12 protein-coding genes are annotated in these 18,702 nt (G+C 42.9%); all 12 read right to left on the bottom strand.

The features are described 5' to 3' along the window. The coding region (locus tag FHX64_RS14230) for an S-adenosylmethionine:tRNA ribosyltransferase-isomerase (RefSeq protein ID WP_183414491.1) at window positions 1-732 on the bottom strand (732 nt) is incomplete at its 3' end. A 185-nt stretch (window positions 733-917) separates the two neighbouring features. Continuing rightward, a complete protein-coding gene (gene truB, locus FHX64_RS14225) occupies window positions 918-1,613 on the bottom strand; it encodes a tRNA pseudouridine(55) synthase TruB (RefSeq protein WP_183413469.1) in 696 nt (231 codons plus the stop codon). A gap of 21 nt (window positions 1,614-1,634) precedes the next feature. After that, the gene (locus FHX64_RS14220; RefSeq protein ID WP_183413470.1) at window positions 1,635-2,438 is read right to left on the bottom strand and encodes an undecaprenyl-diphosphate phosphatase; all 804 of its coding nucleotides are present in this window, start codon (window positions 2,436-2,438) and stop codon (window positions 1,635-1,637) included. Continuing rightward, on the bottom strand, window positions 2,435-2,710 hold the full coding sequence (locus tag FHX64_RS14215; RefSeq protein WP_183413471.1) for a DUF3098 domain-containing protein: 276 nt from the start codon (window positions 2,708-2,710) through the stop codon (window positions 2,435-2,437). The genes FHX64_RS14220 and FHX64_RS14215 overlap by 4 nt, the downstream gene beginning before the upstream one ends. Window positions 2,711-2,747: 37 nt before the next feature. Continuing rightward, window positions 2,748-3,626, bottom strand: coding sequence for a cell division protein FtsX (locus FHX64_RS14210; RefSeq protein WP_183413472.1), 879 nt, complete (start codon window positions 3,624-3,626; stop codon window positions 2,748-2,750). A 130-nt stretch (window positions 3,627-3,756) separates the two neighbouring features. Then, a complete protein-coding gene (locus FHX64_RS14205) occupies window positions 3,757-6,237 on the bottom strand; it encodes a YfhO family protein (protein WP_183413473.1) in 2,481 nt (826 codons plus the stop codon). A 63-nt stretch (window positions 6,238-6,300) separates the two neighbouring features. After that, window positions 6,301-7,674 (bottom strand): tRNA (N6-isopentenyl adenosine(37)-C2)-methylthiotransferase MiaB, encoded by a 1,374-nt coding sequence (gene miaB / locus FHX64_RS14200; RefSeq protein WP_183413474.1) that lies wholly within the window; start codon window positions 7,672-7,674, stop codon window positions 6,301-6,303. A 303-nt stretch (window positions 7,675-7,977) separates the two neighbouring features. Further along, window positions 7,978-9,204, bottom strand: coding sequence for a hypothetical protein (locus tag FHX64_RS14195; RefSeq protein WP_183414490.1), 1,227 nt, complete (start codon window positions 9,202-9,204; stop codon window positions 7,978-7,980). 231 nt (window positions 9,205-9,435) lie between these two features. Next, a complete protein-coding gene (locus tag FHX64_RS14190; RefSeq protein ID WP_425487975.1) occupies window positions 9,436-11,616 on the bottom strand; it encodes a glycoside hydrolase family 3 C-terminal domain-containing protein in 2,181 nt (726 codons plus the stop codon). A gap of 159 nt (window positions 11,617-11,775) precedes the next feature. Further along, window positions 11,776-13,962 (bottom strand): beta-glucosidase, encoded by a 2,187-nt coding sequence (locus FHX64_RS14185; RefSeq protein WP_183414488.1) that lies wholly within the window; start codon window positions 13,960-13,962, stop codon window positions 11,776-11,778. 170 nt (window positions 13,963-14,132) lie between these two features. Next, window positions 14,133-16,466, bottom strand: a complete 2,334-nt coding sequence (locus tag FHX64_RS14180; RefSeq protein ID WP_183414487.1) for a glycoside hydrolase family 3 N-terminal domain-containing protein — start codon at window positions 16,464-16,466, stop codon at window positions 14,133-14,135. A 418-nt stretch (window positions 16,467-16,884) separates the two neighbouring features. Further along, complete coding sequence (locus FHX64_RS14175; protein ID WP_183414486.1) at window positions 16,885-18,681, bottom strand: glycoside hydrolase family 2 protein; 1,797 nt, start codon at window positions 18,679-18,681, stop codon at window positions 16,885-16,887. Window positions 18,682-18,702: the final 21 nt, after the last annotated feature.

The raw sequence follows: 18,702 nt of genomic DNA, 5'->3' as shown, positions 1-18,702 counted from the left end.
TGCAGTATCCGGGGTAAGCAACATTTGCTCGGAATCCATCTTGTTCTTGGTCAGATCCTCAACATCAATTTCACGGTAATTGCACAAACCGGCATGCAACGTTAGAAAAGCAAAGTTTACGCCTAAAATTTCAAGACGTTTCATCAACTCGCGACTAAAGTGCAATCCTGCAGTGGGAGCAACGACAGCACCTTCGTTTCGGGCAAAAATCGTTTGATAGCGACTCGCATCTTCCGGCTCAACTTGCCGTTGAATAAAACGGGGAAGAGGAGTCTCTCCCAAAGCATAAAGGGTCTTTCGGAAGTCTTCATATTCACCATCATACAGAAAACGGACAGTCCGGCCACGTGAGGTTGTGTTATCAATGACTTCGGCAACCAACTCATTATTTTGTCCAAAATAAAGTTTGTTCCCGACACGAATTTTACGGGCAGGATCAACCAGCACATCCCACATGCGCAGGTTATGATTTAATTCCCGCAACAAAAAAACTTCGATTTTTGCCTCGGAATTATCTTTTGTCCCGTATAAACGGGCAGGAAATACCCGTGTATCATTAAAAACAAATACATCCTGATCGTTGAAATAAGCAAGGATATCGGTAAAATAGCGATGTTCAATTTCTCCGGTTTTTCGGTGTAAGACTAAAAGGCGTGATTCGTCTCTGTGTTTAGTAGGATAGAGGGCGATTAATTCGTCAGGTAATTTAAATTTGAACTGGGAAAGCTTCATAATATGAATTAATTAGATAATAAAGAATCTCGCGATTATTTGATTAAGCTTATTAGAATAGATCACAGATGAGATTACAAAACAGCAAATTGTGTGCAAAAGTACGCTTTGCAGATAGGCAATGTCAATAGACAAACGGTTAAATTACCGTAACATTTGACTGAGAATGTGCTAACAAGGAAACTTTAGGGCTCCTTTTGTGGTAATTTAAGGAACTTTTCAAAATCCTCCGGCGTCATGCACTGGTCAATGGTAACATTTCCAATGCGTGTGCGTGTAAGTTCGGTAAGATGAGCTCCGCTGTCGAGTGCTTGCCCGATATCTCTTGCCAAAGCCCGGATATAAGTTCCTTTGCTACACACGATACGAAGTTTTAAGACAGGCAGGTCAAAAGCAAGGATTTCCAGCTCGTCAATGACCAGCGTTTTTGAAGCCAGCTCTACATCGGCACCTTCACGTGCATATTCATACGCTCTTTTCCCATCCACTTTCACGGCGGAGTAAACGGGTGGAATCTGCTCTATAGAGCCAATAAACTGTTGCAATTTAGTCTCTACTAATTCTCTTGTGATATGGCTTGTGGGATATTCTTTATCAATTGGTTTTTCAAGGTCGAATGAAGGCGTAGTGGCGCCCAGAAAAAGCGTTGCCACATATTCTTTTGTCTGATATTGAAAAGATTCAATCAGTTTGGTGGCCCGCCCGGTACAAAGAATCATCACGCCGGTTGCAAGAGGATCAAGCGTTCCGGCGTGGCCTACCTTTATTTTTTTGACTTTAAGCTGTTTACTGATTAACCAACGAATTTTGTTGACTAAGCTAAATGAAGTCCAATGCAGGGGTTTATTGAAATAAAGAACTTCTCCTTCGATAAAATCCATGTAAAAAAATTTCGTATCGCATTAAAAGTCAACGTGGACGTGCAATAGTAACAGTACAATAATGATAAAACCGAAGATAATACGGTAATAGCCGAAAAATTTGAATCCGTGTTTGGTTAAATAAGCAATAAAACCTTTGATGGCAAAGATAGCTACCACAAACCCGATAAAGTTACCTGCTGCGAGCAGCATAAGGTTATGGTGCGTCAGCAATTCAGGAGTTTTCTTATAAGCATCCCAAAAGCTTACTACAAATGCGCCTGCCAGGGTAGGCACTCCAAGAAAAAACGAAAACTCGGCAGCGGCTTTACGCGTCAGTTTTTGTTGCATCCCGCCGATAATTGTCGAAGCGCTTCTGCTCAATCCGGGAAGCACAACCGATAATATCTGATACACACCGATCATCCATGCTTTTTTATAAGGAATTTCTTCTTCGGAATGAATCGTTGGATTCAGGAACCATTTGTCAACGAACAAAAGGACAAAGCCACCTCCGAACATGGTAAACGCAATCATCAACGGAGTTTGCAGGGCGTTGTCGATATAACTCTTCAACAACAAACCAACCACAGCAGAAGGAATCAATGCCAGGATTAATTTGAGATAAAAATGCCAGCTTTTGAAGTCAATAAATTTTCTCCAATACACAACAACCACCGATAAAATGGTTCCAAACTGGATATTCTCAATAAATAATTTAGTAAAAGCGTTTTTATCAATGCCCATAAAAGCTCCGGCTAAAGCCATGTGACCAGTTGATGAAACGGGCAAAAATTCGGTAAGGCCTTCTATAACCGATAAGATGAGGGTATGTAACCAGGTCATTTATTCTCGTCCTCCTTTTTGTTACGCCACATGATAGAAAAGAACATAGATAAGAAGCCAAATAAAGAAATCATTGGGCCAACAGTGATGCGTCGTGTGCTAAAAATATCCGGATTAAATACCGATCCTGACTTACCGCCTGTCATGAGAAGAAAACCTAAAATGATCATAAACACAGAAACGCCTATTAAAATCCAATTGGTCTTTCCCAGGGCAAAATCCCTCTGGTTTTGCGTTTCATCGGTTTTTACCGGTTGTTTTGTCTGTTTCATCAGTAGAAAGTATTAATGTTTTGGTAAATACTATGGACTAAATAAAATACATATCATTAGTTCGCATCCGTATATAGCGGTTTACGGCAAAAAGGGCAGCAAAGAAGCTGATCAGCAATCCGAACAGGACTACTACCCCGCTAACCATCAGCTCAACACGAAGGTTGTACAGATTAAAGTTGACGCCAAGGGCAATCTGAACATAATAGGCAGCAACACCAAGCAACGCCAGCGCTATTACAGCGGCAATGAGTCCGTTCCACAAATACCGCCACACAAACGCCCGGCGGATAAACCATGCCTTAGCGCCTACCAAACGCATGGTATTAATCACAAACCGCTTGGAATAAATACTCAACCGGATCGTATTATTCAGCAATACCGTCGAAATAAAGATCAGAATAGCCGCTATCCCCATCAGGAAATAGCCTGTCTTGGTTAAATTATCATTTACCAGCTGGATAATATCTTTTTGGTAAATAACCTGCTTCACGCCGGCATATTTTTTCAACCGTTTCTCGATATGGGACACACTGTCTGTATTAGCATAAAAAGAGGTCAGTTTCACTTCAAAAGAAGCCAGCAAAGGATTGTAGCCCAGAAAATCGGCAGGATTTTCTCCCAAATCGCGGATATGATCTTTTAAGGCCTGCTCCTTGCTGATATATTCATAGGATTTTACACCAGGCATTGTTTGAATCAATTGCTGCACCACCTGCAAATCATGCGGGGAAATGCTATCCTCGATGACAACTGACATGTTCACGTTTTCCTTCACATAGTTTGATACATCATTCCCAATAATAACCAGTATGGAGATGAGTCCTATGAGGAAAAGTACAAATGCAATACTTATCGTGGAGATAACATGCAAGTTAAAAAACCGCTTTTTTTGCCTTGATGCACGATGTGACATTCTCTTTCTGCTTTAACCGTGTTTCCTGTAAATGCTTCAGAATAATCCTTCCCGAAAACCGGGTTGGTTTCACGCCTGCAAAGATAGCGTTTTATGTCTGTTATTTATCCGAAGCTAACCAATCAATCGTTTATTGTTCTCTTTTTTTCCTGCATTTTCTGAAAAGCAAAAACAGACCACCCAGCACAAAGAGGATCAACAGGATAGAAGAAATCATCGAAATGGCATTTCCAAGTGAATATGATTTCGGATCAAACCGGAACATAATCTGATACTGACCTGCATTAAGCGCCATTGCGCGCAACAGGTAATCTGCTTTGACAAACGGCACCTTCTTCCCGTCAATATAAGCGTTCCATCCTTTGGGATAATAAATTTCCGAGAAGACAGCAATCTGGGGACTCTTTGACTGATAATCATAGACCAGTTTATTGGGTTCATATTTCTGCAGGGTAATTGTAGCTGTAGTATCGCTCCCGAATGACGATGGCAGAGTAGTTGCCACAGATTGTGTCACTACTGCCTCATGTTTGGTATCAATCTGTCCTACTTTCTGAAGGGCAGCTGCCTGATCGGGTACCGTAACGACTTTCCGGATCAGCCATTGGCTTCCGTTAGCATATGGATTAAGGATCGGGGGAGCCTGCGGATCGTAGATCAGGTATTTCATATCAAGCATATTCAACACTACCTGTGCTGCCAGGGGCTGTTGTATGTCTGCTGCTGTTTTGGCCTGTTTGAACGAACTAAAGATGGATTCAATTTCAGGAATCAGTTGTGCGTCTATCAAATCCTGATATTCGCGCAATTTTGCGCCATGATAACCTCCGATGCTCTTATGAAAATAGGAAGTCGAGGCATCATTAAACGGACTTACCGATAAATTCAGCACACGATAATACGTTGTGTCCTGCAAAATGGCTTTATCGGCAACACTGGGTTTAATGCTTGCAGCAACTGTCTTCGATTCAAAGTTGCTATCGTTCAGATAGCGTTTTGCGACGGGATACATGTCAAGTAAAATCAAAACACCAAGACTGATGTAAAGCCATGAGGTATTGATTTTCTTTTTTGTAAACAACCAGATGGCAGCTCCTGCCAACAGGATGAAGATGAACGAACGGAACGCGTCAGAGCGAAGCAACGATTCACGGTCTATTGGCAATGTGTTTTGCAGGAAAGCATAATTTCCGGTAAACTGGTTATCTGACGGTGACATAAAATTACCGGCCAGCGAAGGTATCAGCGCAAAAAGCAAACTCAGACCTCCCGTGATGCCCAATGACCAGTAAAGCGCTTTTTTGAATTTTTCCTGATCATATTCGCCCTTCACAATACGCTGTATGGCCAACACGGCCAAAATCGGCATGGTATATCCGGCAATGACCAGAATCATGGATACCGTTCGGAACTTATTATACATAGGTACATGATCGATAAAGAAGTCTGTCATCAGTCCGAAGTTTTTACCCCATGCCAGCATAACAGACAGGATAGTAGCTGCCAGAAGCCACCACTTATAACGTCCTTCCACCAAAAACAATCCAAGGACAAAAAGGAAGCAAACAATAGCCCCTACATAAACAGGGCCTGAGGTCATTGGTTGGTTCCCCCAGTAAAGCGGCCATTTTTGAGTACTCATTATCTGTGAAGCATCCGCTCCCAAAGCGTCGAGCTTCTGACCCGTTGCCGAATTCTCCGTCAATGTTCCATCGCTTGCACCGCCACGGAAATCGGGGATCAGCAATGTTAATGTTTCTCCAATCCCATAACTCCATTGGGTAATATAATCCTTATCCAGTCCGCCTTTGTTACTCTGGTGATTTTGAGAGGCCGATGATCCTTGTCCCCGCATCGAATACTGGCCATATTCATAAGTGGTAAGCAACGTTGTGGCATTAATCCCTACAGCCAGCACCAGGCTGATGCCCAATGCGCCAAGTGTTTTCAGAAAGTCACCAAACTGTTTGTCTTTTATGCTGTAAATCAGTTCCGAAATGCCCAGGATAAGAATAATAATCAGCACATAATAGACAATCTGGAAATGTCCTGCTTTAATGCCCAGTCCCAGGAAGATAGCAGTCAATATTGCCCCGAGCCATCGTCGTTCCCTGAAAGCCATCACCACGCTGCCAATCACAGGCGCCATGTAGGCAATTGTAATCGCCTTGCTGCTATGTCCGGCGGCAATGATGATAAAATTATATGAAGCAAAAGCAAACGCCGCCGCACCTATCATGCTCAGCCACGGATTGATGCGCAAAGCAAGCATTAGGATATAAAAACCGATTAGATATAATATCAGGTAGTAAACCGGACGTGGGAAAACCGTAAAAAAGGAATAAATGAAGCTCACTGCGTCGGCAGGTGTTTTCATTGCAATCTGATAGGTCGGCATTCCGCCAAACATACTGTTTGTCCATAGCGTAGGCGTTTTATGGGTGGCATTATAATCCATTGTTTCTTTTGACATGCCCGCCCATGTCTGGTTATCATGGCCAATCACGACCTTTCCTTCAATAACCGGACTGAAATAGATATAAGAAACGATAATGAAAAAAAGAATTGCCACAAGGTGCGGTACTGATTTCGACCAAATTTGTTTGTTCATTTGTGCTGTGTTTTTTAATGTTTTACGGCAATATCTGATGACTCTTCAAGTGTTTTGAAATAATTATGAATGCATTATGGGTTCTCCCTGGAGGGTTGCCGACGAAGCATCGGTAATGCGTACCTCAACCCGGTCGCCGATGTGATAACCCGCCTTGGGGAAAACAACCACCTTGTTCTGGGATGTCCTTCCAAAGAAATGTTCACGCGACCTTTTTGAAAATCCTTCCACCAACACCTCAAAGGTTTTGCCAATAGCTGCTTTGTTGCTTTCGGCCGAGAGTTGGTTTTGCAAATCAATGATCTCCTGCAACCGTTTCACTTTTACCGGCTCGGAGATATCGTCCGGCAAATGTTTTGCGGCAAAAGTGCCCGGCCTTTCCGAATATTTGAACATAAAGGCGGCGTCGAAACCCACCTCACGCATCAATGAAAGGGTCTGTTCATGATCTTCATCCGTCTCTGTCGGGAATCCGCAAAAAACGTCCGTCGTGATGCTCGCTTCAGGTAAGATCCGCCGGATAGCTGCAATACGGTCCAGATACCACTCGCGTGTGTATTTGCGGTTCATCTTGTGCAATATGCGATTGCTTCCTGACTGCACGGGAAGGTGGATATTTTTGCATAAATTCGGATAAGCCGCCATAACTTCCAGTGTTTTATCGCTCATGTCCTTGGGATGTGATGTTGTAAAGCGGATACGCAATCCGGGAGCTGCTTCGGCAACGAGTTTCAGCAATGCGGGGAAATCAATGTTGCTATCGGGTTGACGCGACAAATAAGAGTTCACGTTTTGCCCCAGGAGGATCACTTCGCGGTATCCTTTTTGCTGCAAATCGGCCACTTCCTGCAAAATACTTTCCACATCACGGCTGCGTTCGCGCCCCCGGGTGTAAGGCACTATGCAGTAAGAACAAAAATTGTTGCATCCCCGCGTAATGGAAACATATCCCGAAATAGAAGCCCCAATACGTGCCGGAAGCACTTTGCTATACGTCTCTGTTGTGGAGAGATTCACATTGATGGCTTTTTCGCCCTGCAACGCGCTTTGCATCAGATGCGGAAGATCAAGATAGGCATCAGGGCCGGCAACTACATCAACACCATAATGATTGATGAGATCTTCTTTTGCCCTCTCGGCCATACAGCCGATAACGCCTACGATCAACCGTTCCTTTTTCTTTTTCAGGCTGTCAAACTGCTGCAAACGGTGGATGACACGCTGCTCTGCATTGTCCCTCACGGAACAGGTGTTCATCAGGATAGCGTCCGCTTCGTTCAGCTGATCGGTTAGCTCGTAGTCATCCATTTTCAGGATGGAAGCCACAACCTCCGAATCTGCTGCATTCATCTGGCATCCATAAGTTTCAATGTATAATTTTTTAGGAAGAGCAGGCGTTCCTGTCTCTTCTGTATCTTTGTTGTATGTTGATTGCATGAATAGTAAGCACTTAATTTGTGGCAAAGATACGCATTTTTTGAATATTGTTCCATGACGCGGGAAAGGGAGGAAAAGGGATCGTTTCTCTTCATCCGGTAATCTTTAACTCTGCCCAAGAAACAATGATATTCCAGAAATCTTTCCTGGAATGGACCAAAATACATAGATACTGAGGCACATGTGCATCCCAATATTAAAGCCGTTCCCTAAATTCCTCTAACACAAGAGAGGAACTTTATTGATTTCAATCGGGAAGATTTACAATATTATTTCCTACTTAAATCACTAAGGATAAATACGTTATTTCTGATATTTTGTCCTTGTTCCGAATATCCGGATCCCAACTATAAGGGCTACTCTGTTGTAATTAGAGTCCCAATTAATATAATTATCCAGAAAGTTTGTAGAAGTATAATACCGGAGTTCCACGCTAAGCAGAGAATAACCGAATCCTCCTCCTATAGCAAAACTTCCACCGACTCTTTTTATTTTGTAAGGCGTCTCAAAATAAAAAGGATCTACCTGGAAGTTGGAATTGAATGTCAGTCCATAATCATTGGTATAGAAGCCATCAAGGAATAGCTTCCAGTTCTTAAAGACAAAATAACGCCGTAGTCCTACCGGAAATTCAACAAAACTCAGATGCACGGTGGAACTTGAGCCTTTAGGATGTGCATTAAGCAATTGATATGCCGGTTCAATGACAACACCCCAATTATGATGATTAAATGGTAACAGGAATTCTCCTTCCAATCCTATTCTAAATACTGATGCATGTCCATAATCTGCATATCGCGGTGAGCCAACAAAATTATTTTCAATAGCTAATGATGTAACGTCGATTCCTGGGGTGATCCTTATGTTTACTGGGACTTGTATATCCTGCGTTGTTTCGAACTGTGCAGATGCGTATGCTCCCGAATATTCGGTGTTATATTTATTAAAATAATGCTCCAGATCACTTACGCCGTACGAGATATAACGCATAGAATTCATTGTTGCTCCTTTTGCCCTGACATACAACCATAATTGATTTTGATAATCGGAGTTCGTCGCTATTCCGGTTTCACCTGTCAGATATTCTTTATAAATCAACTGCTGAATAGGAGTGCTTGCCACCGAATAGAAGAATCGCACAATGTATCCATTATCATAATAATAAAGAGAGGCCTTCCCTTCAAGAATCACTTTCAGAAACAATGTATCTTTTTCCCAAACAGGATTTCGTGTGTTGGAAAGATCGGATGTTAACATTGGAGAACGATCGATATTGACAGAAGTTCTTACATATTTTGAATAACCATCTATGCCAAACTCTTTGACAGTAGCCAGATTTCCCTGTTTAACCTCACCCCTTTCATTGATCTTATATTCAAATGACTTCGGATTATTTTTCCAGTCATCATTTTTGATCAAACATTCTGTCTTTTGGTTGCTATTGTTTATGAAATATCCTTTTTTAAAGGGAGCCTGGGCAAAACAACCGGTTGCAACAAAGGCAAGCAGGACAAGTACATGTGTTCTCATACGATTAGTAATGGTTTATGATTGCTTATTATCATTCAACTCATTTTCATTGATATTTTTTGGTAACATAGCCAAGTCGCGATGTTAGGAGGATATCTGTTCGAATAAATATTAACGTAATAGCTTTCATATTAAAACTTAATACAAAGATATGAATTATATTGTGTGAGATTTATGGCCATGAAATGGCATATAAATTCTTTACATTCAAGATATGATAATAGGGAATGGTCATTCATAATTGTCTATTTTCACGTTCTTGTGCAAGCGTATATCAGTTGATGAAGCGCCTATTTTCAGGATTACTTTGCCAGGTTCGATGGTAAAGGCATGTTTGGTTGTATTCCAATAGGCAAGATCGGAAACTTTCAGCGGGAAGGTGACGGTTTTTGTTTCTCCCGTTTTGATAAAAACGCGTTGAAATCCCCTGAGTTCTTCCATGGGACGGGATACTTTTGAATCGGGGAATGATACATATAATTGAGGGACTTCATCTCCGTCATATTTTCCCGTGTTTTTTATAGCAACTGAGACCAGCAAGGTGTCGTTGGGATGTATAACGGTAGCATTTGTTTTCAAATGCGAATAGGCGAAAGTAGTGTAGCTAAGCCCATAGCCAAAAGGATAAAGGGGGTTCCCTTTAAAGTACATATAGGTACGTCCGTCGCGAATGTTATAATCCATCATTGGAGGGAGGTCGGCAATAGATTTTACCCATGTTTGTGTAGTGCGTCCGGCAGGGTCGACCTTTCCGAACAGGACATCTGCCACGCCGTTGCCTAGCTCCTGGCTGCATTGTGTGACGTGTAAAATAGCCGGCAGATGTTGTTCCGACCAGTTGATGGCAAAGGGGAAACTGCTAATAAGGAGTAATATGGTATTGGGATTGGCTTTATAAACTACTTTGGCCAGGTCTTCCATTTCGAGCGATAAGGCTTTGCGGTCAACACCCTCGCGCCCGTCACTTGGGATAGGCGAATACATCCATTTCGGATCGGTTCCATAGGGATGGTTCCCTATACATACAATGGCTACATCGGACGCTTTTGCAGCATTGGCCGCCTCATCCATCTGGTCGGATGGTGCATAGCGTACGATGACATTCTTTCCGACGGCATTTCTAATTCCCTGCAATACTGACACTCTATAGGGAGGTGTCCCGCTGTACCAGTCGAGAATCACACTGTTTGCCCGCGGGCCGATGACGGCAATGGATTTGATTTTATGCAAATCGAGCGGGAGCAAATGGTCATTGTTCTTGAGCAATACGATCGATTTAGCAGTAACGAGCCGCACGAATTGATGCACCTTCGGGCTGCGCCAGGGAGCTACCGTATCGGTGACGCCGATATTGGCATAAGGCACTTTGGTTTGATTTCCATCCAGGAGTCCCAGCCGGAGAGCAACGTAAAAATTATCTTTTAATACCTTGTCAATGTCTGCCACAGTGATATATCCTTTTCGCAACGCTTCGTAAACAGCCGGTTTGTAATTGTCCAGAAACTGACCGACACCTGCTTTGATAGTGGCAGCCGCTCCCTGTGCCAATGTTGGATAGGCATGATGTGCAGTAATGAGCAGCTTCAGTGCGCCGCCGTCGGTACAGATAATGCCATGATTGCCCCATTCTTTGCGCACGACATGGTTCAAAACAGGGTTGACACACATGGGTGTGCCGTTCCACGAGTTGTAGGATGCCATTATGGCTTGCGCCCCGCCTTCAGTGATGCCTTTATAGAATGGGTACCCATAATATTCGCGGAAGAGCCGTTCGTCAAAATTTGACGACGTAGAGTCGCGCCCGTCTTCGTTGCTGTTTGCCATGAAATGTTTCATCAATGAAGCCGTTTTCCAATAGCGTGGGTTGTCGCCTTGCAATCCTTTTATAAATGCAACAGCCATACATGAAGTAAGATAAGGATCTTCCCCATAACTCTCTTCCGTTCTGCCCCAGCGAGGATCACGCGCCAGATCGGCATTGGGCGCCCGCACAACAAGCCCTCCTTTTTCGAAGTTCGGATTTTGTACATAATATCGTACTTCCGTTGCTTCCACATCAGCTACCTTGCGAATGAGCGCAGTATCCCATGTTTCTCCCAAACCATAGGCTTGCGGAAAGATGGTAGTAGGATAAGTAACAGGTTTAGGAGAACCATAGCTTCCCCAATTGGCTGGTCCTCCGAGCGCCATGCCATGTAAGCCTTCGGAATGGCCTATAGCACGGATGCCAAGTCTAGGCACACCGAAAGATGTTGACAATGCATTGACCTTTTCCGCCAAAGTCATCAATGAAATAAGATTATTGATCCGCACGCTGTCCGGTAATTGGGGATTCTGAAAAGGATAACATTGCGCAGATAGGGGAAGAGAAAGGACAGCACAAAGGAACCAAATAAAAATACGTTTCATGATGAGTATGTATGGATTAAATTATTTGCCGAATCAATTCTAATTTGCATTGTTTCATGTTTTATAATGACCTATAATCCTGATGAATGGATTTAATGATATTACATCAATAAGGGAAAGGGTTATGATGTTATTCATTTTCTATTTCGATGCATGGGAGGATTACTTCACCACTACACTTGCTTCTCCCTTAATATCACTTGATGAGCTTGCCAATAACAAATTATAAGCTCCGGGTTCGACTATCCAACCGTTTTTTGCCTCATCATAATAGGCCAGGGACTTTACAGGTACCGATAAAATGACAGCTTTTGTTTCTCCGGGCTGCAAGAATACTTTCTGAAAGGCTTTCAATTCTTTCTCGGCGCGCATGACCTTCGATTGGGGTTTGCTTACGTACAACTGGGCGGTTTCGGCTCCGGCTCTTTTCCCGCTGTTGGTCAATCTGAACCGGACATGAATCGTGTCATTCAAAGCATACTCGTGCCGGCTGGCTTCGGGTTTCGAATAGGCGAATGTGGTGTAGGAAAGTCCGAAACCAAATGGGAATAATGGCCGGATATGTTTCGTGTCGTACCATCGGTATCCTACCAGAATGCCCTCTTTGTACACTTCTTTCTTGTCGATGCCAGGATAGGCGATGGCGCCGAAAGAATGCGCCCCGCAATCAGACAGTTTCACCGGGAAAGTGAAAGGTAATTTCCCCGAAGGGTTGACATCACCACTGAGAATATCGGCAATGGCGTTACCGGCCTGCGAACCAAGATACCACGCCTGCACAATGGCTTGCACATCGTTAGCCCACGGCATGGCAACTGCATTTCCACTGACCAGAACAACTACCACATGCTTGTTGACTTTCTCCAGACTGTCGATTAACTGATCCTGCCCGTAAGGTAATCCGTATGACAACCTATCCGTCCCTTCACAATCTTGGTGAGGATCTTTATTCAAACCTCCGATGAAAAGGACAATATCGGCTTTCTTCGCCACATTGATGGCAGCTTGCCTCAAGGAATCGGCTTCGGCACTGTTTTTGACTTCGGAGCTATATCCGATAGAATACAGCAGTGTATATTCGTTGCCAAAACGGGCTTGTAACCCTTCAAGAGGGACAATTTCCTGCTTTACTTTCAATGATGAACTTCCTCCTCCTATCGTCATTCTGTGGGTAGCATTTTCACCGATGACAGCGATAGTTTTGATGCTACTGGAAACGATTGGGAGAATATGATCTTCATCTTTTAATAGCACAATCCCTTCATCGGCTATCTTGCGGTCTGCCTCGGCATGAGCTGCCGTAGCAAAGCTTCCCCACGGACGGTGCGTGTTCATCGCCGTACGGAAAATAAGGCGCAAGATCCGGCGGGCCTTGTCGTTCAATCCACTTATGCTGTACTTTTCTCCCTTTAACCCTTTAAGATAAGGATTGGCAAGATAATAGTCCGAGTAAGAAAATGAGCTGTTGGTTGTCAATCCGTTGGTGTATGTCCCCATTTCAATGTCCAGTCCGTTATTGACCGCCTGAGTGGTATTATGAACTCCACCCCAGTCGCTAATCACCACACCGTCAAATTTCCATCGGCCTTTCAGTATCTTATTCAACAAGAGATTATTTTCACAGCAGTGTTCTCCCCGGAACTGGTTGTAGGAACCCATGATCGCCCATGCTTTCCCTTTGGTTACGGCTGCTTTGAATGCCGGCAAATAGATTTCATGTAGCGCCCGGTCGCTGACATTCACATCCACATCGCCACGCCATGTCTCCTGGTTGTTGAGTGCAAAGTGCTTGACACAGGCAGCTACCCCATTTGACTGTACGCCTCTGATATAAGGGACAACCATTTGCGATGCAAGGAAAGGATCTTCTCCCATAAACTCGAAGTTTCGTCCGCCTAAAGGAGTCCGGTAAATATTTACGCCGGGGCCAAGCAAAACGCTTTTGTTACGGTAACGTGCTTCTTCTCCGATTGATTTTCCATACAGATAAGCCATCTTCGGATTAAACGTAGCGGCTAAACAGGTTAAGGCAGGAAATGCTGTGCAGGAATCGTTGGTCCAATGAGCTCCGTTCCATTCATCCCAATAGACTTCTTCCCGGATTCCCATCGGGCCATCATCCATCCATAGTTCAGGAATTCCTAAACGGGGGACACCTTTTGAACTGAATTTTGATTGCGCATGGCATAAATCGACTTTTTCCCGGGTAGTCATCAGGGAAAGAGCATTCTCCACCCGTTGTTCGATGGGCTTTGTGACGTCCAGATAAACAGGGAGCTTTTGTTGTGAATAAATGATGAATGTGCCAGAAAAAAAGACACTTAACAGAATTTCTTTTAGATAACGCATGGTATATGGAATGAGCTGCAAAGCAATGAATTTGGCTGCAAAAGATAAATAATCAAAGTAATGGGAAAAAAGAACGGATGATTCTGTTGTCTCCTCATCTCTCTGGTTAGTGGAGAGATGAGGAGTATTGCATGAATAAAGGGAACAACAGAATAGGAAGAATCAGAAGCTTATTCTTTCAGGTAGTTCTGCCAGATTTTAGTGGTGTCGGCATAAATTTTCAAGGATTGACTGCCGACATGAATGTCGAACGCACCTTTTTCGAGATGCCACTTGTGATCTAATCCGATAAACGAAAGATCAGAAGCTTTCACTTTTAATGTGACCACTTTGGTTTCACCCGGGGCAAGTTCAATTTTGTCAAATGCTCGCAAGCGGCGGTTATCGGGTGTTATCGAGGCAACTTCTTCCGATGAATAGAGCAAAACAGTCTCTTTACCGGCTACTTTACCGGTGTTCTTCACATTCACAGTAAAGATTAATTCATCATTGGGCAAGAAATGTGTCTTATTCACCTTCAAACCGGAATATTCGAACGTAGTGTAGCTTAATCCGTATCCAAAAGGATATTGAACAGTGTTGTTAGCAGCATAAAAATAAGTTCCATTCATTGTAGCCCGGTTTTCACAGGGTTTGTAATCGTAGGTTGTAAGTAAATTAGTATATTTGGGATACGTAAATGGCAAACGACCTGAAGGATTTACCTCCCCGAACAGGATATTAGCCAATGCTAATCCACCTTCACTTCCGGGCAGGTAGATATCGAGCACAGCTTTTGTAAGCGGTTCAATGCCTGAGAAGATTCGTGGACGGCCTTCATTTAGAATCAGGATAATGGGTTTTCCTGTTTTTGCAAGTTCTTTTACCAATTCCTGTTGATTTTCTGATAATTGCAGGTCGTTGAGGTTCCCGGGTGTTTCGGCGTAAGAATTTTCACCAACACAGGCAACAATCACGTCGACATCTTTAGCTGCTGCAACGGCTTTGGCAAAGTCGGGCTTGTTTTCGGCATAATATGGCCCATTCATATCGTATGTAACGCCTGGTTCGTAAATGACGTTGTCTTTGCCTACTTTCTCCTGAAGCGCTTTCAGAATTGTGATGCCGTTTGGCAGGTATTGATCTGCTTTATCTCCTTGCCATGAGATGGTCCATCCACCGTTAAGCGTACGCATTGAATTGGCATTTGGACCGGTAAGCAAAATTTTGGTATTCTTTGAAAGCGGTAAAATATGATCATCATTTTTCAGCAAAGTAATCGATTCATCAGCAGCTTCTTCAGCCAGTTTTTGATGAGCATCGGAGGCATATTGTGTATAAGGTGCGATATTCCAGGTGGGTTTTGAGAATAATCCCAGGCGGTATTTCAATCGCAGGATACGACGCACTGCATCATCAATGCGCGATATGGAAACTTTCTTTTCTAAAACCAGTTCTTTCAGGTCACTGCAGAATGAAGGATCATAAGGAATCATCGCCATGTCGATACCTGCATTAATAGCCAGGCGAATGGCATCTTTATTACTGGAAGCAACATGATCACGCACGTAAAGATTGTTGATATCCTGCCAGTCGGTTACTACCACACCATCAAAATGAAGATCATTTTTCAATACATCAGTAATCAAATGATGATTGGCATGTACCGGTAAATCATTGACAATACTTGAATTGACCATTACGGAAAGTGCGCCGGCTTTAATTGCTTCTGCAAAGGGTTTCAAATGCCGCTCAAGAAGTTCGATTTGTGGAATCATGGCCGGTGTCCGATCCTGACCGCTGACGGGAACTCCATATCCGACATAATGTTTCAGGCAAGCTGCTACATTGTCCATGCCGATTTTGTTTCTATCTTTTCCCTGGTATCCTTCTACACAGGCTACGCCCATTGTGGAATTAAGATAGGTATCTTCTCCATATGTCTCCCACATACGTGGCCATAACGGCATCCGTCCCATATCAAGTACAGGAGAAAAGCTCCATGGAATATCACATGCCCTTGTTTCGTAAGCACTTACCTCGGCACCTTTGTAAACAAGTTCCGGGTTGAACGTAGCTCCCATTGCGATTTCTTGTGGGAACAGTGTTGCACCACGCGAATATGTTCCGCCATGAATGGCGTCAATTCCATAAATCATAGGGATTCCTGTCGCCTTGATTGCTTCTTTTTGCATTTCAGATATGATCTTTTCCCATAAAGCAGGCTTTTGAGCTACGCCGGCAGGTACATTCAGGATCGATCCTGCTTTTAAATGGCCCAGAATATAATTGACTTTGTTCGTATCGAGTTCAATTGGCTCTACAGGAACATTGTCTTTCGTTTTCAGCAACACATCAATGGCAAATTGGGACATTTGCCCAATCTTTTCATCCAATGTCATTTTTGACATCAATTGTGTAATTTGATTTTCGTACGGAGAAACCTCTTGTGGCGGTGTAAAACTGTATGACATACATCCAATCATTAATAGGGTGATCCCGGTTAGTAATTTCCTTGCTTTCATAATCTTCTCATAATTTGAAATTGGGTTAATACATTATATTTCGTCTTTCTCATTCAATCTACATAATACCGTACATTTTGTTCCTTTTCTAATTTGATTTCACAGGAACGATTGCCGGTTCATTCGTCTATACACAGATATTCGTCTGTCACAACTCCTGCTTTTGTATCGAAAATCAAATAACGAAACAAAAATAATTTTCCTCTTTCTGGTTGTCATTATATATATACTCTACAAATTCTCTATTCAGGTAAAAGTACACCTCTATTAATCTTCTACACAAAAGCAAGCAAATAATTATTTGTCAATTAAATAAGCGATGATTCAAAATGATTTTTTATAGTTCAGTCAAAAAATGTTTTTATGAAGGCATCTGGTCAAATGGAACTTAACCCTGTATTCATAGAAGGTCACTTTCTTATTTATGCTTGTACCATGCCTGTAATACATAAAATGCCTCTTTCTTTTGGCCCTGGTCAGAAATGAGTCCCTTACGATTGAATCCATCCTGAATATGCGGCAACACCCGTAGCGGAGAACGAAAGTCTTTAAGAATCCATGGAGACATTCCGGCAATTTTAGGCATACGCTCATCAATCATCTTCAAGGTCTTTCGGTAGAACTCAGCCTGGTATTCTTCAGTCCACCGTTCCGTAGGTGATCCGTGCAACCCGGCAACAGCACCGGCTCCAAATTCACTGATGATTAATGGTTTGTTGTAATCAATCTGCCAGCTAACCTGATCAATACGACTGTTGTCTCCTTCGTACCAACCCACATATTCATTAAAGCTGATAACATCCACCTTGTTGGCCATGCTATCATTAACCGAAAGCAGGTTATGCGACTTATCACCCCGTAACATGGCCATACTGACAAGGCGTGTATTATCGTGAGTGTGGGTATAATCTACAAGATTGGAAAGAAACCGGTTTCGGGCAGGTGTTTGAGGAGTTTCATTGGCCATTGACCAAATAATGACATTCGCTCTGTTCTGGTCACGCGAAATCATTTCACTGACCTGATTCAGGGAATTGGCATAAGTCTCTGGATTATTCCATTCAATATCCCAATAATTTGGCACTTCCTCCCATACCATAATCCCCATCTTTTCGGCTGTACGCACCATATCTTCGTTATGAGGATAGTGTGCTAACCGTACATAATTACATCCCAGTTCTTTTGCCCAGGTAAGCAATATCTTACTCTCGGAAGCTGAAAAAATGCGTCCGTTTCGATAGGCAGCTTCATCATGAATACTGATTCCTTTCAGAAAAACAGGTTTCCCGTTGAGTAAAATATCACGCCCTTGTGTCTCAATACTTCGGAAGCCTATGTCATCTTTTACCGTGTCATCTTTTGTCGCAATAGTGACTTCATACAATTTAGGGGTCTGAGGAGACCAGAGTATTAGTTGCTTAGCAGGAAGATTAAGATTAACAGCCACATATCCTTTTGCATCAGTGGTAAATGTCCGGACAAGTTTCAGTTCCGGAATAGAAACCGTAACTGCCTGCGAGGGTGTTGTTCCATTGAGTTGAACATAACCTGCCACATGATGCAGACTCTTTTTTTGCAGTTGTATTTTGTAATTTTCAATGAATGTTGCGGGTTCTTCGAGCAAACGCACTTTACGGGTGATACCTCCATAATTAAACCAATCGTATTTCAAGGTTGGTACACCATCTGCCTGCCGTGTATCGTTAACCCATACAATGAGACTATTCTCGCCCTCTTTCAATTGAGATGTAGCATCTACATTAAAGGGAGTAAAGCCCCCGATATGTTCTCCTATCTTTTCCCCGTTGAGATAGACAATAGCACGGTAATTTACTGCTCCAAAGTAGATAAAATAACGCATGCCGGATTGCGGATGAAACAGAAACGCTTTTTTCAACCACATGCTTCCTTCATAATTCAGCAATGTGGCATTTTGGGTATTCCAATCCCCGGGAACATTCAAAGTGGGCGATGTTGAAAAGTCATACTCTTTAAACGTAGTCTTATTATCCACATGGGGCTCTTTAAAATATCCGTTTGCAGAGAGTCCGTTATTCATCGGATCGAGAATATAGTTCCATTTCCCGTCAAGCGACATGAAATGACGTCCCTGTGGATTTTGAATCAAAGGAAGTAATCCGGGTGTCGTTTGAGCCTGAAGGAAAGTCGCGACAAACAGGATTATACAAAATAGAGTTGCTTTTGTGGCGTTCATGCGATCATAATTTATTTTTTA

The organism is Microbacter margulisiae (genome assembly GCF_014192515.1).
Taxonomy (GTDB): domain Bacteria; phylum Bacteroidota; class Bacteroidia; order Bacteroidales; family Paludibacteraceae; genus Microbacter; species Microbacter margulisiae.
Note: the sequence above shows the minus strand (reverse complement) of the source record. Positions and strands in the feature narration are given on the sequence as shown.

What these genes read in the sequence shown, in the direction of transcription:
- FHX64_RS14220 (WP_183413470.1), bottom strand. Translation starts at nt 2,438, where the DNA reads ATGACCTGGTTACATACCCTCATCTTATCGGTTATAGAAGGCCTTACC.
- FHX64_RS14195 (WP_183414490.1), bottom strand. Translation starts at nt 9,204, where the DNA reads ATGAGAACACATGTACTTGTCCTGCTTGCCTTTGTTGCAACCGGTTGT.
- FHX64_RS14185 (WP_183414488.1), bottom strand. Translation starts at nt 13,962, where the DNA reads ATGCGTTATCTAAAAGAAATTCTGTTAAGTGTCTTTTTTTCTGGCACA.
- FHX64_RS14175 (WP_183414486.1), bottom strand. Translation starts at nt 18,681, where the DNA reads ATGAACGCCACAAAAGCAACTCTATTTTGTATAATCCTGTTTGTCGCG.
- FHX64_RS14205 (WP_183413473.1), bottom strand. Translation starts at nt 6,237, where the DNA reads ATGAACAAACAAATTTGGTCGAAATCAGTACCGCACCTTGTGGCAATT.
- FHX64_RS14180 (WP_183414487.1), bottom strand. Translation starts at nt 16,466, where the DNA reads ATGAAAGCAAGGAAATTACTAACCGGGATCACCCTATTAATGATTGGA.
- truB (WP_183413469.1), bottom strand. Translation starts at nt 1,613, where the DNA reads ATGGATTTTATCGAAGGAGAAGTTCTTTATTTCAATAAACCCCTGCAT.
- FHX64_RS14210 (WP_183413472.1), bottom strand. Translation starts at nt 3,626, where the DNA reads ATGTCACATCGTGCATCAAGGCAAAAAAAGCGGTTTTTTAACTTGCAT.
- miaB (WP_183413474.1), bottom strand. Translation starts at nt 7,674, where the DNA reads ATGCAATCAACATACAACAAAGATACAGAAGAGACAGGAACGCCTGCT.
- FHX64_RS14215 (WP_183413471.1), bottom strand. Translation starts at nt 2,710, where the DNA reads ATGAAACAGACAAAACAACCGGTAAAAACCGATGAAACGCAAAACCAG.